23 protein-coding genes are annotated in these 25,422 nt (G+C 72.4%); 13 read left to right on the top strand and 10 right to left on the bottom strand.

Annotation, left to right across the window (positions count from 1 at the left end):
- The first annotated feature begins 116 nt into the window (after positions 1-116).
- Positions 117-1,007, top strand: a complete 891-nt coding sequence (locus ACZ4VT_RS09365) for an MBL fold metallo-hydrolase (RefSeq protein ID WP_467947999.1) — start codon at positions 117-119, stop codon at positions 1,005-1,007.
- Between the two features lie 222 nt (positions 1,008-1,229).
- Here ACZ4VT_RS09365 and ACZ4VT_RS09360 read toward each other — a convergent pair whose 3' ends face one another.
- Complete coding sequence (locus tag ACZ4VT_RS09360; protein ID WP_467947997.1) at positions 1,230-2,204, bottom strand: AraC family transcriptional regulator; 975 nt, start codon at positions 2,202-2,204, stop codon at positions 1,230-1,232.
- An 82-nt stretch (positions 2,205-2,286) separates the two neighbouring features.
- On the opposite strand from ACZ4VT_RS09360, the gene ACZ4VT_RS09355 reads away from it, so the two are divergent.
- Positions 2,287-3,117, top strand: coding sequence for an NmrA family NAD(P)-binding protein (locus ACZ4VT_RS09355; protein WP_467947995.1), 831 nt, complete (start codon positions 2,287-2,289; stop codon positions 3,115-3,117).
- A gap of 197 nt (positions 3,118-3,314) precedes the next feature.
- Positions 3,315-5,225 carry an AMP-dependent synthetase/ligase gene (locus ACZ4VT_RS09350; protein WP_467947993.1) on the top strand — a complete coding sequence of 637 codons (1,911 nt, stop codon included), beginning with the start codon at positions 3,315-3,317 and terminating at the stop codon, positions 5,223-5,225.
- Between the two features lie 14 nt (positions 5,226-5,239).
- On the opposite strand, the gene ACZ4VT_RS09345 is transcribed toward ACZ4VT_RS09350, so the two are convergent.
- The 3 genes from ACZ4VT_RS09345 to ACZ4VT_RS09335 all read right to left on the bottom strand — a co-directional run bounded on the left by ACZ4VT_RS09345 (position 5,240) and on the right by ACZ4VT_RS09335 (position 7,903).
- Complete coding sequence (locus tag ACZ4VT_RS09345; protein WP_467947991.1) at positions 5,240-6,439, bottom strand: lipase family protein; 1,200 nt, start codon at positions 6,437-6,439, stop codon at positions 5,240-5,242.
- A 135-nt stretch (positions 6,440-6,574) separates the two neighbouring features.
- Complete coding sequence (locus ACZ4VT_RS09340) at positions 6,575-6,760, bottom strand: hypothetical protein (RefSeq protein ID WP_467947989.1); 186 nt, start codon at positions 6,758-6,760, stop codon at positions 6,575-6,577.
- Between the two features lie 132 nt (positions 6,761-6,892).
- Positions 6,893-7,903 carry an AraC family transcriptional regulator gene (locus ACZ4VT_RS09335; protein ID WP_467947987.1) on the bottom strand — a complete coding sequence of 337 codons (1,011 nt, stop codon included), beginning with the start codon at positions 7,901-7,903 and terminating at the stop codon, positions 6,893-6,895.
- A gap of 153 nt (positions 7,904-8,056) precedes the next feature.
- Here ACZ4VT_RS09335 and ACZ4VT_RS09330 point away from each other — a divergent pair, with 153 nt between their 5' ends.
- The 5 genes from ACZ4VT_RS09330 (at position 8,057) to ACZ4VT_RS09310 (ending at position 13,245) form a co-directional block, all read left to right on the top strand.
- Positions 8,057-9,793, top strand: coding sequence for an AMP-dependent synthetase/ligase (locus ACZ4VT_RS09330; protein WP_467947985.1), 1,737 nt, complete (start codon positions 8,057-8,059; stop codon positions 9,791-9,793).
- 614 nt (positions 9,794-10,407) lie between these two features.
- Entirely contained in the window at positions 10,408-10,959 is a 552-nt protein-coding gene (locus ACZ4VT_RS09325; RefSeq protein ID WP_467947983.1) for a hypothetical protein, read from the top strand.
- 87 nt (positions 10,960-11,046) lie between these two features.
- Positions 11,047-11,670 carry a histidine phosphatase family protein gene (locus ACZ4VT_RS09320; RefSeq protein ID WP_467947982.1) on the top strand — a complete coding sequence of 208 codons (624 nt, stop codon included), beginning with the start codon at positions 11,047-11,049 and terminating at the stop codon, positions 11,668-11,670.
- Between the two features lie 644 nt (positions 11,671-12,314).
- Positions 12,315-12,809, top strand: coding sequence for a hypothetical protein (locus tag ACZ4VT_RS09315; protein WP_467947980.1), 495 nt, complete (start codon positions 12,315-12,317; stop codon positions 12,807-12,809).
- A gap of 145 nt (positions 12,810-12,954) precedes the next feature.
- On the top strand, positions 12,955-13,245 hold the full coding sequence (locus ACZ4VT_RS09310; RefSeq protein WP_467947979.1) for a hypothetical protein: 291 nt from the start codon (positions 12,955-12,957) through the stop codon (positions 13,243-13,245).
- Between the two features lie 29 nt (positions 13,246-13,274).
- Here ACZ4VT_RS09310 and ACZ4VT_RS09305 read toward each other — a convergent pair whose 3' ends face one another.
- Together ACZ4VT_RS09305 and ACZ4VT_RS09300 are read right to left on the bottom strand one after the other, a co-directional pair.
- A complete protein-coding gene (locus tag ACZ4VT_RS09305) occupies positions 13,275-13,532 on the bottom strand; it encodes a DUF397 domain-containing protein (protein ID WP_467947977.1) in 258 nt (85 codons plus the stop codon).
- Positions 13,529-14,401, bottom strand: coding sequence for a helix-turn-helix domain-containing protein (locus ACZ4VT_RS09300; protein WP_467947975.1), 873 nt, complete (start codon positions 14,399-14,401; stop codon positions 13,529-13,531). The genes ACZ4VT_RS09305 and ACZ4VT_RS09300 overlap by 4 nt, the downstream gene beginning before the upstream one ends.
- Before the next feature lie 139 nt (positions 14,402-14,540).
- Here ACZ4VT_RS09300 and ACZ4VT_RS09295 point away from each other — a divergent pair, with 139 nt between their 5' ends.
- Complete coding sequence (locus ACZ4VT_RS09295; protein WP_467948155.1) at positions 14,541-14,981, top strand: ATP-binding protein; 441 nt, start codon at positions 14,541-14,543, stop codon at positions 14,979-14,981.
- Positions 14,982-15,002: 21 nt separating this feature from the next.
- On the opposite strand, the gene ACZ4VT_RS09290 is transcribed toward ACZ4VT_RS09295, so the two are convergent.
- From ACZ4VT_RS09290 to ACZ4VT_RS09280, 3 genes are all read right to left on the bottom strand, one after another.
- Positions 15,003-16,259: a Kelch repeat-containing protein gene (locus ACZ4VT_RS09290; protein ID WP_467947973.1), complete on the bottom strand. Its 1,257-nt coding sequence runs from the start codon at positions 16,257-16,259 to the stop codon at positions 15,003-15,005.
- 219 nt (positions 16,260-16,478) lie between these two features.
- Positions 16,479-17,888 (bottom strand): Kelch repeat-containing protein, encoded by a 1,410-nt coding sequence (locus tag ACZ4VT_RS09285; RefSeq protein ID WP_467947971.1) that lies wholly within the window; start codon positions 17,886-17,888, stop codon positions 16,479-16,481.
- A gap of 108 nt (positions 17,889-17,996) precedes the next feature.
- Positions 17,997-18,170: a hypothetical protein gene (locus ACZ4VT_RS09280; protein WP_467947969.1), complete on the bottom strand. Its 174-nt coding sequence runs from the start codon at positions 18,168-18,170 to the stop codon at positions 17,997-17,999.
- Between the two features lie 660 nt (positions 18,171-18,830).
- Here ACZ4VT_RS09280 and ACZ4VT_RS09275 point away from each other — a divergent pair.
- Positions 18,831-20,504 carry a lytic transglycosylase domain-containing protein gene (locus tag ACZ4VT_RS09275; protein ID WP_467947967.1) on the top strand — a complete coding sequence of 558 codons (1,674 nt, stop codon included), beginning with the start codon at positions 18,831-18,833 and terminating at the stop codon, positions 20,502-20,504.
- A gap of 325 nt (positions 20,505-20,829) precedes the next feature.
- On the opposite strand, the gene ACZ4VT_RS09270 is transcribed toward ACZ4VT_RS09275, so the two are convergent.
- Positions 20,830-21,033, bottom strand: a complete 204-nt coding sequence (locus ACZ4VT_RS09270; protein ID WP_030162033.1) for a cold-shock protein — start codon at positions 21,031-21,033, stop codon at positions 20,830-20,832.
- 237 nt (positions 21,034-21,270) lie between these two features.
- Here ACZ4VT_RS09270 and ACZ4VT_RS09265 point away from each other — a divergent pair, with 237 nt between their 5' ends.
- The 3 genes from ACZ4VT_RS09265 to mqnC all read left to right on the top strand — a co-directional run bounded on the left by ACZ4VT_RS09265 (position 21,271) and on the right by mqnC (position 25,421).
- On the top strand, positions 21,271-22,134 hold the full coding sequence (locus ACZ4VT_RS09265; RefSeq protein ID WP_319727705.1) for a menaquinone biosynthetic enzyme MqnA/MqnD family protein: 864 nt from the start codon (positions 21,271-21,273) through the stop codon (positions 22,132-22,134).
- A 200-nt stretch (positions 22,135-22,334) separates the two neighbouring features.
- On the top strand, positions 22,335-24,143 hold the full coding sequence (locus tag ACZ4VT_RS09260; RefSeq protein ID WP_467947965.1) for a serine/threonine-protein kinase: 1,809 nt from the start codon (positions 22,335-22,337) through the stop codon (positions 24,141-24,143).
- Between the two features lie 78 nt (positions 24,144-24,221).
- Positions 24,222-25,421, top strand: a complete 1,200-nt coding sequence (gene mqnC, locus ACZ4VT_RS09255; protein ID WP_467947963.1) for a cyclic dehypoxanthinyl futalosine synthase — start codon at positions 24,222-24,224, stop codon at positions 25,419-25,421.
- Position 25,422: the final 1 nt, after the last annotated feature.

Below are 25,422 nucleotides of genomic sequence, written 5' to 3'. Positions count from 1 at the left end.
CCGTCAAGACTGAATATTTCCAGCTTGAATGATTCGAACTTGATGCTTATGGTGACGTCGTCGCTGCGGGGAACGACCGCCGCCGCGACCTGATGCCGACTCACGGAAGAGGACCCATGGCTGAGTTGACGGTGGACCAGGCCAGCGACGTACGCCTGCGCCGACCGGCGGGCATCCGCTCGATACGGCTCGGCGACACGAAGGTGTCGTACGTGCCGGACGGCGATGTGCGGCTCCGGCCGCTGAGCGTGCTCCCCGGCACCACCGACGAGGTGTGGGCCGCGCACCCGGAGTACCTGGACGCCACGGGCCACCTCGTCGGCAGCGTCGGCGCGCTGCTCGTGGAGCACGGCGACCGCGCGCTGCTGATCGACGCGGGCTTCGGCCCGCAGGCGCACGAGGCTCCGGACGGCCCCCTCAGCACGATCCACGGAGGCGCGCTCACCGACGGCCTGGCCGAACTCGGCCGGCGCCCCGAGGACATCGAGGCGGTGGCCTTCACCCACCTCCACGCCGACCACCTCGGCTGGGCCTGCCACCCCGCACCCGGCGGCGACCAGCCGGTGTTCGCCCACGCCGAGTACCTGATCTCCGGGCCGGAGTGGGAGCGGCGCGACCTGCTGGAGGAGCAGGGCATGGGCGCGCAGGTCGCGGCCCTCGCGCCGCGGGTGCGTACCGTCGCGGACGGGCAGGAGATCTTCCCCGGCGTGCGCGTGCGGATCACCGCCGGACACACCGTCGGGCACGCCGAGTACGTCATCACCGGGGGCGGGCGGCGCCTGATCGCCTTCGGCGACGCCGTGCACTCCCCGATCCAGATCGACCACCCCGACTGGTCCTCGGCCTTCGACCACGACCAGGACCGGACCGCCGATCACCGCCACCGCCTCGTCGCCGAGCTGGCGGAGCCCGACACGATCGGCTTCGGCGTCCACTTCGCCGACGTCGTCTTCGGGCGCGTCCAGCGGGATGGCGAGGGTCCTGCCTGGCGCCCCGTGGACGCCTGACCGCCGGCCGGCGCGCAGACCTCGATCGTACGGGCCAACCTGGACCACGGGGGCTGGCGGCAGGCCGATCCGCTGGACGGCCGTGAGCCCGGCCGCCGGCGCCCCCGTCATGGACATCCCCGCAGGCGAGCGGCTCGTATGGCTCGCACGGACGTCGAACCCGTGGCACCGGCTGACCGCCGCCCTCCTCAACGCCCCTGTGGCCGACACCCGTTCAGTGTCCTAGGAGGCGCTACGGACCGTGCCGGCGGCCGCGCGGTGGTGGCTCGGGCGGGTGCCGTACACCCGCTGGAAGGCCACGCTCAGTCCGAAGGCGCTGCGGTAGCCGACCTGCCGGGCGATCGACTCCACCGTGGCCTCGCTACGCACCAGCAGGTCGGCCGCCAGCGCCAGCCGCCAGCCCGTCAGATAGGCCATGGGCGGCTGCCCGACCAGGTCGCCGAAGCGGCGGGCGAACGTCGCCCGCGATACACCGGCCTCCTCGGCGAGCTCCGCCACGGTCCACGGCCGCGCGGGCCGGTCGTGGATCACGCGCAGCGCCGGGCCCGCCACGGGGTCGCCGAGCGCCCGGTACCACCCCGGCGGGTCGGCCTCCGGGCAGGTGAACCACTCCCGCAGCGTGGACAGCAGCAACAGGTCCAGCAGCCGGTCCAGAACCGCCTGCTGGCCGGGGTGGTCCCGGCTGATCTCCAGGGCGGTGAGGTCCAGGATCGGGCCGGGCTCGCCGCCGTAGCGGACCACGACCACCCGGGGGAGCGCGCTCAGCAGCCGCTCCGAGACCCGGCCGCCGACGTGGTAGCTGCCGGTCAGCAACACGTTCGGGGCATCGGCGGCCAGGCTGTTCCCGCAGGTGCGCACGCCCAGGACGAGCTCCTCGCCGATCTCCGCGCCGTCGGCCGTCGTGCAGTGGTCGGGGCCGTGCACCACGTACAGCGGAGGGGCCGCCGGGCCGTCGTGGGCGGTGTCGGCGATGGTGAACGGCCTGCCCCCCACGACGATGGCCACGTCGCCGCGGTCGAGCGCGACGGGCTCGTCTTCGCCGCCGGGCAGGATCAGGCCCGAGCCGCGCAGCATCGTGACCAGGGTGAGGGGAGTGCGGTCCGCGAACCGGATCGACCACGGCGGGGCCAGGATGGCCCGGCTGAACAGGGCCCCGTCGGACCGCACTTCGTACAGCAGACTCGCCAACGCATCCATGCGACACGAGACTAGACGCTCAGACATCGAGCTGAGCGGGAAGGCCATTCCACGCCTCACCGGCGGCGGCTTGACTGGCCGCATGACGACGAAACCGATTCTGGTCCTCGGCAGCACCGGCAAGACGGGACGCCGCGTGCTCTCCCGCCTCCGACAGCACGGACACGAGGTCCGGGCGGCCTCCCGGAAGGGGCCGACCCGCTTCGACTGGAACGACAAGAACACCTGGGAACCGGCCCTGGAGGGAGTCGGGGCCGCCTATCTGGTCGACTCGCAGCAGAGCGACGCCGCGGCGTCGGTGCGCTCCTTCGCCGAGCTGGCCGTGGCCACCGGTGTGGAGCGGCTGGTGCTGCTCTCGGCCCGCGACTGGGTGGTGGCGGACGGAGAGGAGAAGCTTCCCGCCGAGCGCGCGGTACGGGAGTCCGGCGCGCAGTGGACGATCCTGAAGCCGACCTGGTTCGCCCAGAACTTCAGCGAGGACCCCTTCTACCGGGGACAGCTGCTCGACGGCGAGTTCGTGATGTCGACCGGGGACGGCATCGAGCCCTTCGTCGACGCCGAGGACATCGCCGACGTCGCCGCGGCCGCCCTCACCGACGACGGGCACGCCGGGCAGGCGTACGAGCTGACCGGCCCGCGGCTGCTGAGCCTCGGCGACGTGGTCGGCGAGATCGCCCGCGCCACCGGCCGCGACATCGCCTACCGGCCCGTTCCGGCGCAGGAGTACGCGGCCTACGCCCTGGGGAAGGGCCTGCCCGAGGACTACGTGGCCCTGCTGAACCTGCTCAACGGCTGGATCGAGGAGCGCCGCTTCGCCACCCTCGCCGACGGCGTTCAGCGCGCCCTCGGCCGCGAGCCCCGCGACTTCACCGAGTACGTCCGCCGCACCGCCGCCACCGGGGTGTGGCACTGACCGACGGGGGGCGAGGCGCCGGTCTCCACGGGTGCGGCACAGATCGGTGTCAGTGGTACCGATCGGTGTCAGTGGCACCGATCGGTGTCAGTGGGGTGGAGCGTCCGTGAAGAAGGGCTCCGGGGGCTGGCCGGACCGGGTTGCCGCTCCGTACATTACCCGCGGTAACGCTCGTGCCGAGCCAAGGAGAGTGCGCCATGGGAGCCGAGCTGAAGCCCGTCAGCCCCGCCCGTCACGTCAGCCCCGCCAGCCCCGGCGAACCCGTCGAACCCGTCAAGACCGTGATCGACGGGGTGGTCCGCGAGGTACGGGTCCCCGCCCTCGTGGGACCGCCGCAGCAGGGATCCCTCGGGGACATCCCCTTCGACAACGCCCACCAGGCCCCCCGCGAAGCGGTCCTCGCCCGCAAGGAGCGGGACGGGTCCTGGCGCGACGTCTCGGCCGCCGAGTTCGCCGCCGAGGTGCTCGCCGTCGCCAAGGGCCTGATCGCCGAGGGGCTGCGCGAGGGCGACCGGCTGGCGATCATGGCCCGCACCACCTACGAGTGGACCCTGCTCGACTTCGCCGGATGGGCCGCCGGGCTGGTCACCGTACCGATCTACCCCACCTCCTCCGCCCTCCAGGCCCGCTGGATCATCCAGGACTCCGGAGCCGTGGCCTGCGCCGTCGAGGACACGGCGCAGGCCCGGCTCATCAGCAACGAGCGGGCCCACCTGCCCTGGCTCGCGCACCTGTGGGAATTCGACACCGGCGCCGTGGCCCGGCTGATCAAGGCCGGGGAGCGCATCCCCGACGCGGTGGTGCACAACCGGCGCGCCGCCCGTACGCCGGACAGCGTCGCCACCCTCATCTACACCTCCGGCACCACCGGGCAGCCCAAAGGATGCGTGATCACCCACGCCAACTTCTTCGCCCAGGTGGACAACGCGGTCGAACTGCTGCACCCCGTCTTCAAGTCCGTCAGCAAGGACCCGGCCTCCACCCTCCTCTTCCTCCCGCTCAGCCACGTCTTCGGACGCATGGTCGCCGTCGGCTGCCTGCGGGCCCGCGTCAAGCTCGGACACGCGCCCAGCATCAGCACCGAGGACCTCCTCGCCGACCTGGCCGGCTTCCGGCCGACCTTCCTCCTGGCCATCCCGTACGTACTGGAGAAGGTCTACAACACCGCCCGGGCCACCGCCGAGAGCATGGGCCGGGCCTCCTCCTTCGACCGGGCCGCCCGCATCGCGCAACGCCTCGGCGAGCTGGCCAAGGGCAAGGCCCCCGGGCTCGTGCTGCGCGCCGGCCGCGCCCTGTACGACCCGCTCGTCTACCGGCGGATCCGGACCGCGCTCGGCGGCCGCGTCCGCTACATCCTGAGCGGCGGCTCCCCGCTGGGCCGGCGGCTCGCCGCCTTCTACACCGGCGCCGGCATCGAGGTCTTCGAGGGCTACGGACTGACCGAGACCACCGGCGCGAGCACCGTGACCCCGCCCCAGCACCCCCGGCTCGGCACGGTGGGCTGGCCGCTCCCGGGCACCGCCGTACACATCGCGGACGACGGAGAGGTGCTGCTGGCCGGCGGGCACGTCTTCGCCGGCTACTGGAACAGCGGGCACGCCCTCCCGTACGGGAGCTGGCTGGCCACCGGCGACATCGGGGAGCTCGACGCCGACGGGTACCTCACCATCACCGGCCGCAAGAAGGACCTGATCATCACCTCCGGCGGCAAGAACGTGGCCCCCGCACCGCTGGAGGACTGGCTGCGCGCCCACCCGCTGGTCGGCCAGTGCATGGTGGTCGGCGACAACCGGCCGTACATCACCGCACTGATCACCCTGGAGCCCGACGGACTCCAGCACTGGCGCCAGATGCACAAGAAGCAGGGCGTGCCCATGCGCGAGCTGGTGCGGGACGAGGCACTGCTGGCGGACCTCCAGCGGGCGGTGGACGAGGCGAACCGGCTGGTGTCGCGGGCCGAGTCGATCCGCCGGTTCGCCGTCCTGCCCGGAGACTTCACCGAGGCGCGCGGCCACCTGACCCCGTCGATGAAACTCAAGCGGGGCGTGGTGGCCCGCGACTACGCGGACCGGATCGACGAGCTGTACCGGGGGCCGCGGAACGGCTGAGCGGTGAGCCGCGCTCAGCAGTTGGCGTGGGTCGGGCGGCCGGCGAAGCGGTCCGCCAGCCAGTTCCCGGCCGCCAGGGAGTGCGTGATCACGCCGCTGACGTGCTCACCGACCCAGACGGTGTCGAATTCGAGGTTCGCGCCCCGGCCGCACCAGTCGGAGCGCAGCCTGCGGCCCACCCCGTACGGGATCAGCTCGTCGCCGAGCGCGTGGTACTGGTACAGCGGCGCGGCCGGGGCCGTCCGCCCGAGCCGGCTCTGGTTCAGCCGGGCCCGCCAGTCCGGCTGGGCGAGCGGGTCGCGCGTGGTCAGGTCGGAGATCCGCTTGAAGGAGCCGGCGACCGCGTCGATCGCCACGCAGTGCTCCTTCATCCCGGCGACCAGCAGCCGGCCCGCCGGGTTGAGGTAGGAGTCCAGCTTCAGCTCCGGGAAGGCCGCGTCCTGTCCGGCGGCCGCCATGAAGATGAGCCCGGAGCCGTAGGAGCCGTTGTTGAAGGCGGCCACCTCCAGCAGGTCGGCGGGGACACCACCGGTGGCGGTGCCCTTCACCTGGAGCTCGGGGGCGTACGAGCCCTGCAGCTCGGCGGCCCAGCTGCTCGCCTGCCCGCCCTGGGAGTAGCCCATGATGCCGACCGGGCCGGCCGGCGACAGGCCCGTCCCGGGCAGCCGCTGGGCGGCACGGGCCGCGTCGAGGACGGCGTGCCCGGCGGAGGGGCCGACCGTGTAGGTGTGGACGCCCGGCGTGCCGAGGCCCTCGTAGTCGGTGACGACCACGGCCCAGCCGCGGAGGGTGAGCTGCTGGATGAGGTTGGCCTCCATGGCGGTGCCGTGGGGGAGGTTGTCGCTCGGCGCGCAGGAGTCGCCGAGGCCGACCGTGCCCACGGCGTACGTGATAAGGGGGCGCGGGCCGGTCCGGCCGTCCTGCGGGACGATCACGGTGCCGGAGACGATGTTCGGGGTTCCGTCGGCGGCGGTCGAGCGGTAGTGGATCTTCCAGGCCCTGGTGTTGGTGGGCTGGCCGGGCAACGGGTGGAAGGCGGACGGGGCGCTGCCGACGACGTCGCCGGGGGCGCCTGCCGGGCCGTCGGCGGTGGCCGCGGTGGCCGCGGCGGCGGTGGCGGTGGCGGTGGCGGCGGCGCTGGGGATCGCGGCCGGAACCGCCGAGACGGCCAGTGCGCCGGCCACGGCGGCGAGGGCGGTGCTGCGCAAACGCATGGGGGGCTCCCGGGGGCTCGTTCCGTGCGGGGATCGGTGAGCCGAAGGTAGTGACCGACCGGTAGGAAGGTCGCTGACCGCGCAGCTCAGCTTTCCTGGCCCGAAAACGCACCCGCCGGGGCGCCCGGTGCCGGATCAGGCGGCGCGGGCCCCGCCGCCGGCGTACCCCGTCGCCGTCCGTCCGGCGGACTCGGGCCTCATGGGGATGAGAGTGCCGGTGGAGGGGACCATGCGGGAGGAGCCGATGGCACTGGGGGCCACGCGTATGGCGCCCACGGCGATGGCGGCCTTGAGGAGGGCAAGGCGGTGGATGCTGGTCATGGCGGTCTCCTTCAGGCGGTGGGGAGCGGGGGTCGAGCCCCGTACCTCCATTGCGCTCCGCCCGGGCCACCACGTCACGCCACTGGATCCCGGGGCTTGACAGCAGGCCGGGACCGTCTCCCCGACGAGCGGCTAGCCGCCCGACGCGATGCGGTACGCCCCCGGGGTCGTGCCCGTCCAGCGGCGGAAGGCGCGGTGGAAGGCCGTGTCCTCAGAGAACCCCAGCCGCGCCGCGAGCTCCGCGATCGGCTCCCCGCCCTCCGCCAGCCCCGCGATCGCCGCGTCCCGCCGCACATGGTCCTTCAGCTGCTGGAACGAGGTCCCCTCCTGCTGGAGCCGGCGCCGCAGCGTCGCCGGGGACACCGCGAGCCGCGCCGCGACCTCGCCGAGCCCGGGCAGCCGCGGCGACGTGCGCAGCCGCTGCGTCAGCGTCCGGCGCACCTGCTCCGCGACCGTGGTCCCGTACTCCGGGCGCGACAGCAGGTCGAACGGCGCGCGCCGGAGCATCGCGTCGAGCGCGGGCTCGTCCCGTACGAGCGGTGCGGTCAGCCAGTGCGCGTCGAAGGCGGCGCCCGTACGGTCCGCCCCGAAACGGACCGGGCAGTCGAAGAGGATCTCGTACTCCTCCTCGTGCGGCGGCGGGGGATAGGCGAAGGCGGCGTACGCCAGCGGGATGCGCCGCCCCACCAGCCAGCTGCTCAGCCGGTGCCAGATCGCGAGCACGCACTCGGTGAGGAACCGGTCCTCGTCCCGGACGAAGTCGTTGCGCACGGTGAACCGGGCCTCGCCGCCCACCACTTCGAGCGCCAGCTCCGGCCCGCCGGGGAACAGCCCGTAGAACGCGGCCGCGCGCTCCGTCGCCGCGCCCAGGTCCCGACAGCCGAGCGAGGCGTGACACATCATGGCGAACGTGCCGGGACGGCTCGGGACCGGGCTCAGCGCGAGGAACTCGTCCTGCGTGGTCCGGTACAGCGCCCGGAACAGCCGGGCGAACTGCGCGGGCGTGATCCGCGCCCGGTCATCGCCCAGCAGCAGCGGCGGGATCTGCGCCTCCTGGAGCAGCGGCACGGTGTCGACGCCGCTGCCCCGCGCCCCCGCGAGCAGGGCGCGCACATGGTGCACGGTGATCGTCCGCCTCCCCATGCCTTCGACGGTAGCCCGCCGCGGCGCGGGGCGATACGGACGTGCGCGGACCGGTGAGCGCTCGGGTCAGCAGGGGTGACGCTTCCGGTCATGCCGCGGCGGCCGTACGGCTGCCTAGCGTCGGGGGTCACCAACTCCCCCGGAGGGCATGCGATGGACGGTCGGCCGAGCACGCTGGCGGTGTTCACCCAGTGGACCGAGGAGCGGTACGGGCCGGAGACGGCCCTGCGGTTCCGCTCGCCCGACGGCGGGTGGCAGACCCGTACGTACGGAGAACTGGCCGCGGAGGTACGGGCCGTCGGGTGCGCGCTGCTCGGAGGCCCGGGCGTGGCCGCCGGGGAACGGGTCGCCGTACTGGCGGAGACCCGTCCGCAGTGGACGTACACGCACTTCGGGGTGCTGGCGGCGGGCGCGGTCCTCGTACCCGTCTACCCGACGGCGGGGGAGGAGGAACTCGCCTGGGTCCTGTCGGACTCGGAGGCGGTCGTCGTGGTCTGCGACGACGGGAGACAGGCGGAACGCGTCGAGGCGCTCCGGGCGAAACTGCCCGCGCTGCGGTGGGTGGTCCTGATGGACGAACTGCCCGGGCGGGCCACGGGCCCGGAGGCCGAGGCCGATCTGGCCCGCCGGGCGGCGGCGGTGACCCCCGCCGCGGACGCGGCGATCGTCTACACCTCGGGCACGACGGGCCTGCCCAAGGGCTGCCGCCTCACTCACGGGAACCTGGGCGCCATCCAGGACGCCACCGTCCCCCTCATCAAGGGCGGGCCGGGAGACTCCACGTACCTGTACCTGCCCCTCGCGCACATGCTCGCCCAGCTGATCCAGTACACGACCCTGCTGGAAGGCGGCGAGCTGTGCTACTTCGGCGGCCGCATCGAGGACGTGCTCACGGAGATCGCGGAGGTCGCACCGACCCATCTCCCCTCCGTCCCCCGGCTGTTCGAGAAACTGCACTCGGTGGTGCTCGCGCTCGCGGAGTCCCGGGAGGGCGGCCGCGAACGCTTCGAGGAGGCGGTACGCGTGGGCGTCCTCGCGGCGGACGGCCGGCTGCCGGAGGACCGGCGGGCGGAGTACGAGGCGGCGGAGAAGTCCCTCTACTCCCTGGTCAGGGACGCGTTCGGCGGCCGGCTGAAGTGGGCGCTCACCGGCGGCGCCCCCATCGCCCCGGCGACCCAGGACTTCCTGCGGGCCTGCGGGATCACCCTCTTCGAGGGGTACGGGATGACGGAGTCGGGCGGAGTCATCACCCTCAACCACCCGCAGGCGGTGCGCCACGGGACGGTCGGCCGCCCGATCGCGGGCTGCGCGGTACGGATCGCGGAGGACGGCGAGGTGCTGGCGCGCGGGGCGATGGTGTTCCCGGGCTACCACGGGAACCCCGCCGCGACGGCGCAGGCCCTGGACGCGGAGGGCTGGCTCCACACCGGCGACCTCGGGGAACTGGACGCCGACGGCTACCTCCGCATCACCGGCCGCAAGAAGGAGCTGATCATCACCTCCACCGGGAAGAACCTCACCCCGACGGAGGTCGAGTTCGCCGTCCAGCGCTCGCGCTACGTCTCCCGCGCGGTCCTGATCGGCGACCGCCGCCCCTACCCCGTCGCCCTGATCACCCTGGACGCGGAGGAGATCGAGGCCTGGGCGGCGCGCGAGGGCCTCGACCCGGGCCCCACCCCGGCCACGCACCCGGCGGTCCACGCCCTGATCGAAGCCGCGGTGGCCGAAGCCAACGCCACGGTCTCCCGCCCGGCCCGCATCCGCGCCTTCCACATCCTCCCGGAGGACTTCACGACAGCCGCGGGCACCTTGACCCCCACCCTGAAACTCCGCCGCGCGGCGGTGGCGGAACGCTACGCGGAGGTGATCGCGGGGCTGTACGGGGGGTGAGGGGGTGAGGGGGTGCTACGCGAGGCGGGGCTTCGGGGGCGGGGCTTCGGGCTGGGCGGGATCAGAGAAGCGCGGGTGGGGTTTCCCGTCGGTCTCATCGTCCTTCCGTGTCGGGCCGGCCCCTCAAGGGCGCTCCTTCGTCGCGTCGCTACGCGATGGCCTTCGGCCACCCTTGACCGACCGACCCGCCACGGAAACCCGAAGACAGCCGAGAAACCCCCAAAAGAACGGGCCGGGCGATCGGAGCAGGGACGGCCTCGGCGGCGCCTTCCGGGCGGGGGTTCCGGTGCGCACCCGATCGCTACGCGCTTCGCACGTCGCAGCGTCTGCCAGCCGTCCTGGGCTGGACATAGGCCGCCACCGATCGCTACGCGCTCCGCACGTCTCAGCGTCCGCCGGCCGCCTTGGGTCGGACATAGGCCGCATGCGATCGCTACGCGCTCCGCACGTCGCAGCGTCTGCCAGCCGTCCTGGGCTGGACATAGGCCGCCATCGATCGCTACGCGCTCCGGTAGGACGGCGACTACGCTCCGGCCGTGGCCGGACATGGGCCGTCATGGGGATCGCGGCGGTCCTGATCTGCTGACCGAGGGGCGTGACTAGCATCGCGCTTCATGACCACCGCAGTTGTGACTATCGCTCTGGCGTTCGTCGGATACGCAGCCACCTACTTCAACGGCTTGCGCCTGGCGCAGCGCCAAGAGCGGCTGGCCCGCTTGAATCGCCAACTCAGCGACTTCTACGGGCCGCTCTTCGCGCTCACCGAGGCGAACAGCCGCATCTTCGACGCGTTCATGGAGCGCAATGCCCGTCCTGACGGCAAGTCGCCCTTCGCGCATGAGCGGCCACCGTCCGAGGAGGAGCTCGCCGAGTGGCGTTTGTGGGTCAGGACCGTCTTTCTCCCGAATATCCGGGCCATGCGGGACCTCGTCATCAGACACGCTGATCTCCTGAGCGAGTCGGAGATGCCACCCATCCTGCTGCAGCTGTGCGCGCACGTGTCTGGCTACGACATCACGGCCGCTCGTTGGGACCAGGGGAGCTACGACGAGCACCTCTCCATCGTGGCCTTCCCCAGCGAAGAGATAGCCGCATACGCACGGCGGGGGTTCGCCGCGCTGAAACAGGAGCAGAGCCGCCTGCTTGGTCGGCGACGGACTCGCTGAGCACACGCCCTCGGTTCGGGGAACCGGCACTGGAGGGGGTGGCGTCCAGTGGTGCACAAGATCGATAGCGTCTCGGGGGAGTTCGGCATGACCGGCATGGCAGCGCGGTACCTCTATCTCGTCCGGCACGGTGAGGCGTTGCCGGACGAGAGCGGGCTGACGGCGGACGGCCGCCGGCAGGCCACACTCCTCGGCCGACGCCTCCAAGACGTCCCCCTCGCGGCGGTGCATCACGGCCCGTTGCCCCGGGCCGAACAGACGGCACAGCTGATCGGCGAGCAGCTGAAGGACGTTCCTCTGCACCTCTCGGAGGCTGCCGGTGACTACGTCCCGTACATGCCGCAGAGGGACGAGCTGCCAGCCGATTCCGCCGACTTCTACCTGCGCTTTCTCGAAGGTGCCAGTGCCGAGGAGCGGGAGCGGGGACCCGCACTGGTCCGCGAGGCGATGGACCTGTTCACCGGTCCGGTGGACGGCGAAGAGGACCGCCACGAACTGGTCGTCACCCACAACTTCCTGGTCGCCTGGCTCGTCCGCGACGCCATGCACGCTCCGAAGTGGCGCTGGCTCGGCCTCAACCACGCCAACGCCGCCCTGACGGTCATCCGCTACGCACCCGATCGACCCGCCGCAGTCCTCTTCTCCAACGACATGCGGCACCTCCCCGCCGAACTCCGCTGGACCGGTTTCCCACCCGAGCTCCACCTCTGACCCCTGAACACCGCCCCACCGAACTGCACCCGGGTCAGCGCCCACAACCAGCCGAAAGACATAGGAATTGCCCCAGCCGGTCAGTAGTCGCCGTGACCGCGAAGCGCGTAGCGATCGTTGGCGGCCTATGTCCGGCCACAGGCGGATCGCAGTCGCCGTGATCGCGGAGCGCGTAGCGATCGTTGGCGGCTTATGTCCAGCCCAGGACGGCTGGCGGACGCTGAGACGTGCGAAGCGCGTAGCGATGTGGTGCGCACCGGGACCCCTGCCCGCGTATCTGTGATGGGGCCGTCCCTGCTTGGATCGCCCGGCCCGTTCTTTTGGGGTTTCTCGGCTGTCTTCGGGTTTCCGTGGCGGGTCGGTCGGTCAAGGGTGGCCGTAGGCCATCGCGTAGCGACGCGACGAAGGAGCGCCCTTGAGGGGCCGGCCCGCCACGGAAGGACGATGAGACTGACGGGAAACCCCACCCGCGCTTCTCCGATTCCGCCCCGCCGAGATCCCGCCCCCGAAGCCCCGCCGCGCGTATCGCCCCCCCCGCGTTACGCCCCGCCCCGCGCGGGTATCGGGCCAGGGGAGAGGGAGGGGGCGTTGTGCGCGCTGCCGTGCGGAGGATGGGGCAGGGGGCGGCTGGGGCCGGGGTGGTCGTGACGCTCGCGGTGGCGGGGTGGCTGGTGTGGCTGCTGCCGGGGCCCCAGATGGCCGCCGTGCTCGGCTTCGGGCCCGTGGACGGGGTCGTCTCGATCCACAAGTGCTACGAGGCCACCGACGCGGAGGGCTACGCGACCGGCACCGACTGCACGGGCTGGTACACCCCCCGGCGGTCCGGGGAAGAGGGGCACGAGATCGTGCTGGACACGGCCGACGAGAAGTATCGGTTCGGCACCGACGTGGACGTCCGGACGGCCCGGGGCAGGGCCTACGAGCTCTCGGGCAGCGCCGTGTTCAACTTCAGCACCGCCACCGGCCTGCTCCTCGTGCCGTTCCTGACGCTGGCGGCCTGGCTGTTCTCCTGCGCGCGCCACGGCAGGGTCGCTGACGGCGAGGTCTACTTCCTCGCGGGCATGGTCGGCCTGTTCGCCGCCATGGTGCTCGGTGCGGTGGCCGGCATGCTGGTCGCCATCGCCACGTTCATCCTTTGACGGTCCCGAGAGCGTCCCCCGAGAGAGCCCCCGATGCCCTCCTCCGAGGCGGCACCGAGCGCCGGCCCGCGGACGGGGAAGGCCGTCCGCGCCCCGCACGGGAAGAAGATCAAGGCCCTGCCGCCCCAGGCCCCGGGCGCGGGCGGTGAGCGTCAACAACTCCGACGTGGTCGTGCGCTGGAGCGGAACCTGCACCGCCGTCACCGAACTCCAGCTGCTGGCCGGCAACGGCCACACCTTCGTCCGGGGCATCAACGATGCGGGCACCAGCGTCGGCACCTCCGACGAGAACGCCGTGACGTGGGACGCGCAGGGCAAGGCCACCGCGCTTGCGGTCCCCACGGGCCTCGACCAGGCCGACCCGGTCGTGATCAACGCGGCCGGGAGCTCGCGGGCAACCTGGCCGGTCCAGTGGCGGGTCGTCGTCTGGCGGTAGCCGTTGCCGACCCCGCCTGCCGGACCTACCTACTCCGGCAGGCGGGCCGCGGTGATCCCGTCCAAGAAGGTGGTCCAGCCGGCGGGGGTCACCGAGAGGTGGGGGCCGGCCGTCACCTTGGAGTCGCGGACGTGGATGGTGGTGGGGCAGGCGGCGACCTCGACGCAGTTGCCGCCCTCGCCATCGCTGTAGCTCGACTTCTGCCAGCCGAGGGCGACTTCGACGCAGTTGCCGCCCTCGCCGCTGCTGTAACTGCTCTTGAACCAGGCCAGGTCGGTGGTGTTCATCGGAGTTCTCCCAGCATCTTCTCGATCAGGGCGAGGGACTCGTCGGGCGCGAGCGCCTGTGCCCGGATGATCCCACAGCGCTCGGCCATGATGCGTACCTGATCAGGGTCGGTGATCAGGTGCGGGCGTCCGTACGCCTCGTGGTAGGCGATCTGCTGGCGGCCCTTGGGGTGGAGCAGGGTGAACGAGCCGTCCATCGCGGCATGCGCACCGCGCGTGTAGGGCAGCACCTGGAGCTCCACCGTGCGCAACCGGCCGATGTGCAGGAAGCGATGAAGTTGTTCACTGTGTACCTCTGGGCCGCCCACCGGCCGTTCCAGCAGGTTCTGGTCGAGGATGAAGCTGAAGGTGGGGGAGGGCCAGCGCTCGAAGATCTGCTGTCGGGCCAGCCGGTCCTGTACGCGCTTCTCGATCGTCGCTTCGTCCAGCAGTGGACGGCGTTGGGTGAAGATCTCGCGCGCGTGACGCTCCGTCTGCAACAGGCCCGGCACGCCTTGGTGCGCGTACTCGTGCAAGGCCTGCGTAGCGGCCTCCGCCTCCGCATAGCTCCGGAACCAATCCGGATGCCGCGTCCGCGCCCGCTTCAGTGCCTCCTTGACCTCCGGGATCGCCACCAGCAGGACCCCGCGCGCCTGGAGGATGCGGTCCGCGCGTTCCAGGAGGTCCGGCTGGGGGGTGCGGACGCCGCGTTCGATCGCGCCGATGAGGTCCTCGCCGACGTTCAGGCGGGCCGCGAGTTCCTTCTGGAGGAGGCCGGCCGCCTCGCGGAGGGTCTTGATCTGTTTGCCCAGGGCGCGGAACAGGTGGGCCGTGCCGTCCGCCTCCACCGGGCGTTCGGGGCGTTCTTCGCGGTCTGACAGGTCGTTCATCGGCTGAACCGCCCTCATCCGTACGGGCCGTACACGAACAGGCCGACGTCCCTACGGATCACCGTCGTAGCGCCGCCGTCACTGGAAAGCGTAAGGCGCGGTCGCCACGCTCGGTGAGGTGACGACCGAATTGAGTGACATGGCACTGGCCTTCCGGCAGCGGTTCAGTTCGACGCGCCGCGGGGCCCGGCTCGCCCGGCGGCTCGCGCAGGCGCAGCTGGCCTTCTGGGGCGTGCCCTACGGCTGCGCGCTCTCCGACGACGTGGGGCTCGTCGTCGGGGAGCTCGCCGCCAATGCCGTAATGCACGGGCGGGTGCCCGGACGGGACTTCGAGCTGCGGATGGGCTACGACGGAAGGCAGCACGTGCGGGTGGCGGTCAGTGACACCCGGGACGACGCGCGGCCGCCCGAGGAGCCCCCGGTGGTGGATCCGTGGTCGGCGGAGGGCGGCCGGGGGCTGCTGGTGGTGCAGGCGCTGGCGCGGGAGTGGGGCGTGGCGCCGAGGGCGCCGGGCAAGACCGTCTGGGCGGACCTGACGGGCACGGGCGCGGGCACAGGCACGGGCGCGGATGCCCGGTGACCGACCTCGGCGCGACGCGGCCTACCGAGCGGGAGCGGGAGCGGAGTCGGGGGCGGGGTCGGGGGCGGGGAGGGTGACGGGGCCGTGGCCCGGGGCAGTGGTGGTCGGAGGCCCGGTGGGTGTGGGCTGCGGCCGGTGCCTGCCGGGCGGGCGTTCGATCGCGAAGGCCTCGGTGGTCCCCGCGGCCGTGGTGCTGTCGATGAAGCCGGAGACGACGTACACGCAGGGGCTCTTCGCCCTCTTGGGGCACGGCGCCGCGGCGGCGGCCGTTTGCCGGTGGCCCGTGGGGATCGAAGGCAGCGTCACCCATGCGTTGGAGGCGGGACTGTAGGCCTCGGCATTGTTCAGCAGGCCGCCGGCGCCGGCGCCGCCGAGGACGTACACACAGCCGTTGCTGATGCCCTCGGGGCAGGGTGCGGCGGCGGCGCCGGGCCCGTCGTCGCGGCCGGTCGGGATGTCGGGGAGGTACCGCCAGCCGTTCTGGACCGGGCTGTAGACCTCCACCGAGGAGAGGGCGCCTGCCCCCGATCCGCCGATCGCGTACACGCAGGTGCCCCGGAGGCCGAGATCTGCGGGGCAGGGCGCGGCGGTGCCGCCATGGCCGTACCGGCCGATCTGCAGCGAGGTGACCGTGGCCCAGTGGTTGGTGGCCGGGCTGTACGCCTCCACGGTGGGGAGACCCGTGCCGGCAGCCACGCTGCCGCCGAAGACGTACACGCACGTGCCCCGCAGACCCAGCTCCTCGGTGCAGGGCGCGGTGGCCGCCGCCGATCCGGATCGGACGGTCGGCATGGAGGGCAGGCTCAGCCAGACACCGGTCTCCGTGCTGTACGCCTCCACGGCATTCGAGGAGTCGCCCAGGGGGGCGGTGCCGCCGAGGGCGTACACGCAGTCGCCCCTCACCCCGCCGGGGCAGGGCGCCGTCGTCGCGGAGAGGCGGGAGCGGGGGGTCTTCAGCGGGGGCAGCGTGGCCCAGGTGTTGGTGGCGGGGCTGTACGCCTCGGCCTTGCCGCTGTCGATGCCGGCTTCGCTGCCGCCGATGGCGTAGACGCAGGTGCCGCGCTGCCCTTCCGGGCAGTCCGCCGACGCGGCCGCGTGGGCGGCGCGGACCGTCGGAAGCGGCGCGACGGTCACCCAGACGCCCTGGGCGGTCGCGGTGGTGGCCGTCAGGGCCAGCAGGGGAGCCAGGGCCGCTACGGCGAGTCGTCGCCAGGCGGGGCGGCGTCTGGTCCGGCCGGGTGGGGAGTCCTGTCGGTCACTTCGCTGAATGCGCCTCATCGGGCACCTCTCGTGGCGGCCCCGGCACGATCTGCCGCGGCGGAAAGGGGGCATCGCGAAGTTACATAGGATTATTTGATGATTGCTGAGCGTGACGAACGAAATGCCGGAGTGCTACCCGGTCGGCCGTACGACGCGCAGGGCCGGCGCCGTGGTGGCGCCGCCCCAAGGTGACGAATGTGACGAGGGGGACGGGAGGAACGGAAGTGACGGGAGTGACTAACGGACGCCGCGGGCGTCTTCCGTGTCGTCGGCCGGTACGTCGAGATCCGGGTCGAGCCCGAGGTCGGAGTCGAGGTCCGGGTCGACACCCGCGTCGGGTGCGGGGTCGGTCTGGGGGTTCTCGGCCGGGGGCCTGGGCGCCGGCTTGGCGTCGGGCTTCGGCCAGGGCTTCACGTCGGGCTGCGGCTTGACCTCGGGCCGGGGCTTGACCTCGGGCCGGGGCTTCACGTCGGGCTTGGGCAGCGGGGCCGGTGCCGGGTCCGGACGCGGGCCGTTCGGGGCCGTGGGCGCGGGGGTGGGCTCCGGCCTCGGCTGGGGCCTGCCGCTCTGGCGCTCGATGGCGAAGGCCTCGGTCACGCCCGAGGCGGTGGGGGTCTCGCCGGGGACCAGGCTTCCGATGGCGTACACGCAGTGGTGCTTCGTGTCCTTGGGGCAGGGCGCCGCAGCCACGCCGTGGTTGATGTGACCAGTCGGAGTGGAGGGCAGCGTCACCCAGGCGTTGGTGACCGGGGTGTAGGCCTCGACCGTGTTCGGGGACGTGGCGCCACCCACCACGTAGATGCAGCCGTTGCTCATGCCGTCAGGGCAGGGGGCCGTTGCCGCCCTCCCGAGGTTGCGGGCGGTCGGGATCTCGGCCGCGGGCCCCCACTGGTTGTTGACGGGGTTGTAGAAGTCCACCGAGAGGGGGTTGGCGTTGGTCCCGCTGATGGCGTACACGCAGACGTTCCGCGGGTTCGGGTCCCCGGGGCAGCGCGCGGACGCGCCGGCGTGATTGCTTCGCGGGGTCGGCAGGTTCGCCACGGTGGCCCAGTGGTTGGTGGCCGGGTTGTACGCCTCGGCGGTGCCGGTGTCGTTGCCGCCGAAGACGTACACGCACGTGCCGCGCAGGCCTTCGGGGCAGGGGGCCGTGGCCGCCCCCGCGTTGGTGTGGTCCTCCAGCAGGGGGGGCAGGGACAGCCAGGCATTGGTCTCCGTGCTGTATGCCTCGGCGACCCTGGCGGCTGTGCCGATGCCCCCGAGGACGTAGACGCAGTCGCCTCGTACCCCGCTGGGACAGGGGGCGGTCGTCGCCGCTGCCTGTCCGCGGGGTGTCTTCAGCGCCGGCAGCGTGGCCCACGTGCCGCTGGAGGGGCTGTACGCCTCGAACTTCTCCGGGGCCTCGCTGCCGCCGGCGGCGTACACGCAGGTGCCGCGCAGCCCCTCGGGGCAGTCCGCCGCCGAGCTCGCCAGCCCGGCCCGTGCCGTCGGCAGGTTCGGGACGGTCACCCACACGCCCTGGGCCGTCGCGGTCGTGGCCGACAGGGCCAGCAGCGGGGCCAGGGCCGCGACGGCGAGTCGTCGCCATCCTCGGTGCGGGGTGCGGCCGGGCGGGGAACCGTCTTGGTCACTTCGTGCAGTGCGCCTCATGGGCACCTCTCGTGGCATGCCTCGGCACGGTCTGCCGCGGCGGGAAGCGGGTCACCTGTGAAGTTACATAGGGTCATATGACGTCGCGCGCCGTGACGGCCATATGCGTCAACGGCCGCCGCAGGCCCCCGCCCGCCCGGCCTGAGCCCGGGTCATCGGCCGGTGGATGCACACGTGGACGCCCGTCGGGCCGATGGCCGGGGAGGCCGGTTCGAGGGTGCGCAGCCCGCCGTGCGCCGGGAAGATCGACTTACCGCCGCCCAGGAGCACCGGCATGATCATGAGCCGGAGCCCGTCGACCAGACCCTCGCCCAGCGGGGTGCGTGGCCGTGGGCCCGTTCCGTGCCCTGGACACCCGTACCGCGGGCGCCCCGGTGCGGGCCGGCACTGTCACCCCGGACACCCACCTGAACGTCTGGCCCTCGGGCCAGCCGCGCCCGGCGGCCTCGCACGCGAACGTCCGCGCGGGCGGCACCTCGTCCCACATCGTCACCGTGCCCCTCGGCGCCGACGGCAAGGTCCTCGCCCGGCTCAACTCCGGCCAGGGGTACGTCGTCGTCGACTTCGCCGGCCAACGTCCGGCCCGGCGACACCGTTCCGAACCACGTCATCACCCCCGTCGGGGGCGGCAAGGTCGGCATCCGGAACAGCTGGGGCGGCAGCAACCACGTGATCACCGACCTGCTCGGCTACCTCACCTACACCCCGCCGTAGCGGTTCACACCGGAGCTCCGATCGGAAATCACTTCCGATCGGGGCATTCCGGTCAGGGAGTTGGGGGATCCGGCCGTTCGGCCGCGAGACCCCGGTGAAGCCGAGACGAATGGTGCGTCACATCTGTCGGCGGGACGGCGAGTCGGGTTGGAATACCTGATAGACAGTGGATATTCACGGCTAGACCTGCCGTATACCTTTGACGGCTCCTGGGGGGATCGCCGCACTGTGAAGCCGCTTCACCGTCACCTCGTCAACACCTCGCGCAAGGTCCTGTGCACGGCCGCCCTCGCGGCCAGCCTGACCACCGCCGCGGTCGTGACCAATCCGTCGACCGCCGACGCGGGCGAGTCCGAGCCGACGCCGGACAGCCCGCAGGCCACCGACCGCGGTGACGCCCGGCTGGACCTGCCCGACATCGTCGCAGACCCGCCGCCCGCCGGCGCGGGCGCGGGCGCGCAGGAGGGGGTCAGCGGGATACCCGCGACCGCCCTCGACGCCTATCACCGCGCCGAGCTCTCGGTGGCGGCCGCGCTCCCCGGCTGCAAGCTGCCCTGGCAACTGCTCGCCGGCATCGGACGGGTCGAGTCCGTCCACGCGTCCGGCTACGGGCTCAAGGCCGACGGCTACACCGAGAAGCCGATCCGCGGACCCCGCCTCGACGGCAACGGCTTCGCCGAGATCCGGGACACCGACAAGGGCGAGTGGGACGCGGACGCCGTCTACGACCGCGCCGTCGGCCCGATGCAGTTCATCCCGTCCACCTGGGCCACCTGGGGCGCCGACGGCAACGGCGACGCCAAGCGCGACCCGAACAACATCTACGACGCCGCGCTGGGTGCCGGGCTCTACCTGTGCGCGGGCGACCGCGACCTGTCGAACCAGGCCAAGCTCGACGCGGCGATCCTCAGCTACAACAACTCCCGCGAGTACGTGAACACCGTGCTCGGCTACATGCGGCAGTACCAGGACGGCGGCGTCGCCGAGGTCCCGAACCCGCCGGCCGGGAACTACCCGCCCGCGCAGCCGGGCACCCTGCCGACCCCGCAGACCCCGATCACGCCGACTCCGACGCCCAAGCCGAGCCCGACGCCGACCCCCACCCCGACCCCCACCCCGACGCCCACCCCGACGCCCACGCCGACCCCGACTCCGACCCCGGAGAAGCCGGCCGCGCACCTGCAGGACCTGACGGTGCTCGACGGGCCCGGGATGACGGCCGAGGCCGGCGCGGCCTTCACCGTGGTTCCGAAGATCAAGCTGCTCCTGAGCGACGGCAAGCCCGCCGCCGACCGCGAGGTGATCTTCGCGGTCGAGGAGGACACCACCGGCGGCACGCTCTTCGGCGCGAAGGAGTCCCTGGTGATCAAGACGGGCGCCGACGGCATCGCCGCCGCGCCCGGCCTGAAGGCGGGCCCCAAGGCGGGCACCTTCAAGCTGCGCGCCTCCGCCTACGACACCACGACCAGGCTCACGGAGACCTTCGAGGGCCGCGTCACGGTCACGGTCACGGTCGCCGACAAGCTGTCGCGCCCGGAGGGCTCGAAGTCGCTGGAGGCGGTCGCCGGTACGAGCCTCAAGGGCGTCGAGGTCCTCGCCACGGCCGCGGGCAAGGCCGTCGCCGGTACGGAGACAATCGCCGACCTGGTCGTGAAGGACGCGGACGGCAAGTGGGTCCCGGTGGACCCGGCGACCGCGAAGGCCCCGTACTTCAAGGACGAGGACGGCAAGAAGGTCTTCGGCCGCGTGCTCCCCAAGACGGGCGCCGACGGCAAGATCGTCCTGCCGGAGCTCTTCACCACGGACGTGGCCCCGGGCACGTACTCCCTGCGCCTGACCACCAAGGAGAACGTGATCCTGATCCTGGACATCAAGATCACCGCCCCCACCCCGGCCGCGTAACCCCGAGGCCCCAACCGGCCGGCGAACCGACCCCGGCAGGCACCCCGGCAGGCCCCTCAGGCCCGGCCGGCCGCGGCCCCGGCCGCACGGCCCCGGTCCGTCCGGCGTCGTCCCGCCCCGGTCCGCCGCGGCGGGACCGCCGGCCCGGGCCCGGCCCGTACGGCAAGTGGCCCCCGGCACCGTCAAGGTGCCGGGGGCCACTTGCCGTACACCGGCCCCCCACCCCGGGAGGGGAAAGGCAGGAGCCCTGCCGCTCCGCTCGCGCAGAGGTGACAGGGCTCCTTGGATACTGCATTTCCAACCCGCGACAGGTTGGCCCAGGCGACTAGGCCGGGGTGACGTTCTCCGCCTGCGGGCCCTTCGGACCCTGCGTGACGTCGAAGTTCACCATCTGGTTCTCCTCGAGGGAGCGGAAGCCAGAGGCGTTGATCGCGGAGTAGTGGACGAAGACATCCGGGCCGCCGCCGTCCTGGGCGATGAAGCCGAAGCCCTTTTCAGCGTTGAACCACTTCACGGTTCCGGTAGCCATGAGCCCTCCTATGGGCCAAAGGGTCGCCCTGCTCCAGAACCTGCTAAGAAGTCTGAAAACTACAAAAGCCTGCGGGTCACATTCTCCGCAGGCCTCGTACTGCAAGGGAAACCAAACTGCAACTTGCGTCGAGCCTAGCACGCACCCTGCGGCGGAGACCAGAGGGAAAGATCACGTCACCCGGACGTTTGAGACCCGCCCGAAGGCTGACGCTGATGCGGGGGCTAGTCTCGCGATGTGGACGTCTACCGCAGCCGGCCCCGCGTCGGCCACATTCAGTTCCTGAACTGCCTTCCCCTCTACTGGGGCCTGGCCAGAACCGGCACGCTGCTGGACCTGGAGCTGACCAAGGACTCCCCCGAGAAACTCAGCGAACGCCTCGTCCAGGGCGACCTGGACATGGGTCCGATCACCCTCGTGGAGTTCCTCCGCAACGCCGACCAGCTCGTCGCCTTCCCCGACATCGCGGTCGGCTGCGACGGTCCCGTGATGTCCTGCGTGATCGTCTCGCAGGTGCCCCTGGAGCAGCTCGACGGAGCCCGCGTCGCCCTCGGCTCGACCTCTCGTACGTCCGTACGACTCGCTCAGCTGCTGCTTTCCGAGCAGTACGGGGTACGTCCCGACTACTACACCTGCCCGCCCGACCTGAGCGTGATGATGCAGGAGGCGGACGCCGCCGTACTGATCGGCGACGCCGCGCTGCGGGCCTCCCTCCACGACGCGCCCCGGCTCGGGCTGACCGTGCACGACCTGGGGCACATGTGGAAGGAGTGGACCGGACTGCCGTTCGTCTTCGCCGTCTGGGCCGCCCGCAAGGACTACCTCGCCCGTGAGCCCGGCGTCGTGCGCGAGGTCCACGAGGCCTTCCTCGCCTCCCGGGACGTCTCCCTGGAAGAGGTCGCCAAGGTCGCCGAGCAGGCGGCCCGCTGGGAAGCCTTCGACGCGGACCTGCTGGAGCGGTACTTCACGACGCTCGACTTCCGTTTCGGCCCCGATCAGCTCGCCGGCGTACGGGAATTCGCGCGCCGCACGGGACCCACGACGGGGTATGCCGCGGATGTGGCCGTGGAGCTGCTGAGCTCGGTGGTCCAGGAGTGCTGACCGGGTTTACCGAGCGGTAGCCCATCGGGCCGGGCGGGCGAATGTGAAGTTTCCCGGGAATTCACGCCTTTTTGCATTTCCCATCGCGGAAGGGAAATGCAAAAGGGTGACAGGTGCCTTCCCCCGCGACGGTACGGCCTAGGCTGCTGCTCGGCCGGGTGGCACAAGGCGCCCGCGATCACGGGGAATTGGGGGACGCGATGCAGCCGCTCGAAGCCGGTGAGCCGCGGACCATCGGCGCGTACCGGCTGCTCGGCCGGCTCGGCGCGGGTGGCATGGGCCGGGTCTACCTGGGGCGCAGTGCGGGCGGCCGGACCGTCGCCGTCAAGATCGTGCACCCGCACTTCGCCGCCGACGAGGAGTTCCGGGCCCGGTTCCGCCGCGAGGTGGAGGCGGCCCGGCGGGTGGGCGGCGAGTGGACCGCGCCGGTGCTGGACGCGGACCCGGAGGCGCCGGTGCCGTGGGTGGCCACCGGGTACGTGGCCGGACCCTCCCTGGACCGGGCGCTGGCGGCGCACGGTCCGCTCCCCGAGTCCTCGGTACGGGCCATCGGCGCCGGTCTGGCCCGCGCCCTGGTGGCCGTGCACGGGCTGGGCCTCGTCCACCGGGACGTGAAGCCGTCGAACGTGATGATCACCCTCGACGGGCCGCGGCTGATCGACTTCGGGATCGCGCGGGCCACGGACGGCACGGCCTCGCTCACCTCCACCGGCGTCTCCGTCGGCTCGCCCGGCTACATGTCGCCCGAGCAGATCCTCGGCAAGGGCATCACCGGGGCGGCCGACGTGTTCTCGCTCGGCGCGGTCCTGGCCTTCGCGGCGACCGGGCGGCCGCCCTTCACCGGGGACAACTCGGCCACCCTCCTCTACAAGGTGGTGCACGAGCCGCCCGAGCTCGGCGCGGTGCCGGCCGGGGAGCTGCGCGAGCTGATCGCGGCCTGCCTGGCCAAGACGGCGGCCGAGCGGCCCTCCCCGGAGGCGGTCGCGGCGGCCCTCGGCGGTGCGCTGGGCGCCCCCGGCTGGCTGCCCGCGCCGCTGGTCGAGGAGGCCAGCCGGGCCGCGGTGGCACTGCTGGACCTCGACGCCGATTCCGCCGGGGGCGGGTCCGGGCCGGCGGCCGGCTTCGGGGCGCCCGACCCGTCGTACGGGGGCGGCGTCACGGCGGACGCCCCGTCGGGGCCGGTGCCGTTCACGGCCGCCTCGTACGGGGGCCCGGCGGGCGCCGGCTTCGCCGCGCCCGGCCCGTACCAGTCCCACGGGAACCAGGGCTCGGCGCCCGGGGTGTTCGGGGCCCCGACCGAGACCGCGGGCTCGGGCGCCGGCGGCGCCGGCCCGTACGGCCCCTCCGGTCCCACCGCCGGCGGTCCGCTGCCCGGGCAGCGGACCGCCGCGGACGGGACGGCGGGCCGGCAGGTCAGCGTCAGGGCGGCCGGCCGCCGCTTCAGCTGCACCGTCGTCCTCGCCGCGGCCGCCGTGCTCGCGGGGCTGTCCGGCGGGCTGTACGGGATGGGCCTGCTGCCCGGCCAGGGAGACAAGGGGCGGGACGTCGCCTCGGACGGCGGCCCGCGCACCTCCGGTCCGGCGGCTCCGGGTGCCACTCAGCTCTCGGGGGCGCCGAGCGCGAGTTCCGCGGCGCCCTCCGGGACCCGCACCGATGTCCCCAAGGAGCTCATCGGCACGTGGAAGGGCACCGTCACCACCGCCCGGCTGGGGGCCTCCACCGAGTTCGAGATCACCATCAAGGGCGGGAAGACCGGCGAGGTCGTCGCCCGGGACAAGTCGGTCCTGGCGGTCCTCGGCACCGACTGCAGCGGTGACTGGAAGCTGTCCTCCGCCACCGACCGCTCGCTCGTCCTGGACACCTCGGGCAACCGCAACCCGGCTCCGGGGATCTGCTCCAACGGCTCCGCCGACGAGCGCTTCACCCTCAACGCCAACGGGACGCTGCACTACAAGTCCGGCGACAGCCCCGCGGGGAACCCCGAGGGCGACCTGACCCGAAGCCCGTGACGGGGCGCCGGAACCCCTGGCGTAGGCTGGATCGGTCCGGACCTTGACACAGACACACCGCCGAAAGGTGACTCACCGGTGACCGACCAGGCCGTTCTCCAGTCTGTCCTCGACCGCGCCGCCGCGGGGGGCCGGATCACCAAGGAAGAGGCGCTCGACCTCTACCGCCACGCGCCGCTGCACGCGCTGGGCCAGGCGGCCGACGCGGTGCGCCGCCGCCGCTACGCCGGTACCGAGCACATCGCGACGTACATCATCGAGCGGAACATCAACTACACGAACGTGTGTGTCACGGCGTGCAAGTTCTGTGCCTTCTACGCGGCCCCCAAGGACGCCAAGAAGGGCTGGTCCCGCGACCTCGACGACATCCTGCGCCGCTGCGCGGAGACCGTCGAGCTCGGCGGCACGCAGATCATGTTCCAGGGCGGTCACCACCCGGACTACGGCGTCGAGTACTACGAGCACCACTTCTCCGCCATCAAGAAGGCCTTCCCGCAGCTGGTCATCCACTCCCTCGGCGCGTCCGAGGTCGAGCACATGGCCCGCATCTCGGGCGTCTCGGCGGAGGAGGCCATCCAGCGGATCCACGCGGCCGGCCTGGACTCCTTCGCGGGCGCCGGCGCCGAACTGCTGCCGGAGCGGCCGCGCAAGGCGATCGCCCCCCTCAAGGAGTCGGGCGAGCGCTGGCTGGAGATCATGGAGATCGCCCACAAGCTGGGCGTGGAGTCCACCTCCACGATGCTGATGGGCACCGGCGAGACGAACGCCGAGCGCATCGAGCACATCGCGATGATCCGGGACACGCAGGACCGTACGGGCGGCTTCCGCGCCTTCATCCCGTACACCTACCAGCCCGAGAACAACCACCTCAAGGGCCGCACCCAGGCGACGATCTTCGAGTACCTGCGCATGATCGCGATCGCGCGCCTCTTCCTCGACAACATCGCCCACATCCAGGGCTCCTGGCTGACCGTCGGCAAGGAGGCGGGCCAGCTCTCGCTGCACTACGGCGCCGACGACCTCGGCTCGATCATGCTGGAGGAGAACGTCGTCTCCTCGGCCGGTGCCAGGCACCGCTCCAACCGCCAGGAGATCATCGAGCTGATCCGCAAGGCGGGCCGCACCCCGGCGCAGCGCGCGACGACCTACGAGCACCTGCTGGTGCACGACGACCCGGCGAACGACCCGGTCGACGACCGCGTCGTCTCGCACATCTCGTCCACCGCCATCGAAGGCGGCACGGCGCACCCCGAACTGAAGCTCATCTCCACGAACTGAC

The sequence above is a fragment of the Streptomyces sp. NPDC029164 genome, from assembly GCF_055563995.1.
This window is presented reverse-complemented; position numbering and strand designations above follow the sequence as displayed.

What these genes read in the sequence shown, in the direction of transcription:
- ACZ4VT_RS09280 (WP_467947969.1), bottom strand. Translation starts at nt 18,170, where the DNA reads ATGATCATGCCGGTGCTCCTGGGCGGCGGTAAGTCGATCTTCCCGGCG.
- ACZ4VT_RS09305 (WP_467947977.1), bottom strand. Translation starts at nt 13,532, where the DNA reads ATGAACACCACCGACCTGGCCTGGTTCAAGAGCAGTTACAGCAGCGGC.
- ACZ4VT_RS09270 (WP_030162033.1), bottom strand. Translation starts at nt 21,033, where the DNA reads ATGGCTACCGGAACCGTGAAGTGGTTCAACGCTGAAAAGGGCTTCGGC.
- ACZ4VT_RS09340 (WP_467947989.1), bottom strand. Translation starts at nt 6,760, where the DNA reads ATGACCAGCATCCACCGCCTTGCCCTCCTCAAGGCCGCCATCGCCGTG.
- ACZ4VT_RS09365 (WP_467947999.1), top strand. Translation starts at nt 117, where the DNA reads ATGGCTGAGTTGACGGTGGACCAGGCCAGCGACGTACGCCTGCGCCGA.
- ACZ4VT_RS09355 (WP_467947995.1), top strand. Translation starts at nt 2,287, where the DNA reads ATGACGACGAAACCGATTCTGGTCCTCGGCAGCACCGGCAAGACGGGA.
- ACZ4VT_RS09350 (WP_467947993.1), top strand. Translation starts at nt 3,315, where the DNA reads ATGGGAGCCGAGCTGAAGCCCGTCAGCCCCGCCCGTCACGTCAGCCCC.
- ACZ4VT_RS09320 (WP_467947982.1), top strand. Translation starts at nt 11,047, where the DNA reads ATGACCGGCATGGCAGCGCGGTACCTCTATCTCGTCCGGCACGGTGAG.
- ACZ4VT_RS09290 (WP_467947973.1), bottom strand. Translation starts at nt 16,259, where the DNA reads ATGAGGCGCATTCAGCGAAGTGACCGACAGGACTCCCCACCCGGCCGG.
- ACZ4VT_RS09330 (WP_467947985.1), top strand. Translation starts at nt 8,057, where the DNA reads ATGGACGGTCGGCCGAGCACGCTGGCGGTGTTCACCCAGTGGACCGAG.
- ACZ4VT_RS09300 (WP_467947975.1), bottom strand. Translation starts at nt 14,401, where the DNA reads ATGAACGACCTGTCAGACCGCGAAGAACGCCCCGAACGCCCGGTGGAG.
- ACZ4VT_RS09335 (WP_467947987.1), bottom strand. Translation starts at nt 7,903, where the DNA reads ATGGGGAGGCGGACGATCACCGTGCACCATGTGCGCGCCCTGCTCGCG.
- ACZ4VT_RS09325 (WP_467947983.1), top strand. Translation starts at nt 10,408, where the DNA reads ATGACCACCGCAGTTGTGACTATCGCTCTGGCGTTCGTCGGATACGCA.
- ACZ4VT_RS09345 (WP_467947991.1), bottom strand. Translation starts at nt 6,439, where the DNA reads ATGCGTTTGCGCAGCACCGCCCTCGCCGCCGTGGCCGGCGCACTGGCC.
- ACZ4VT_RS09360 (WP_467947997.1), bottom strand. Translation starts at nt 2,204, where the DNA reads ATGGATGCGTTGGCGAGTCTGCTGTACGAAGTGCGGTCCGACGGGGCC.
- ACZ4VT_RS09260 (WP_467947965.1), top strand. Translation starts at nt 22,335, where the DNA reads ATGCAGCCGCTCGAAGCCGGTGAGCCGCGGACCATCGGCGCGTACCGG.
- ACZ4VT_RS09285 (WP_467947971.1), bottom strand. Translation starts at nt 17,888, where the DNA reads ATGAGGCGCACTGCACGAAGTGACCAAGACGGTTCCCCGCCCGGCCGC.
- ACZ4VT_RS09295 (WP_467948155.1), top strand. Translation starts at nt 14,541, where the DNA reads ATGGCACTGGCCTTCCGGCAGCGGTTCAGTTCGACGCGCCGCGGGGCC.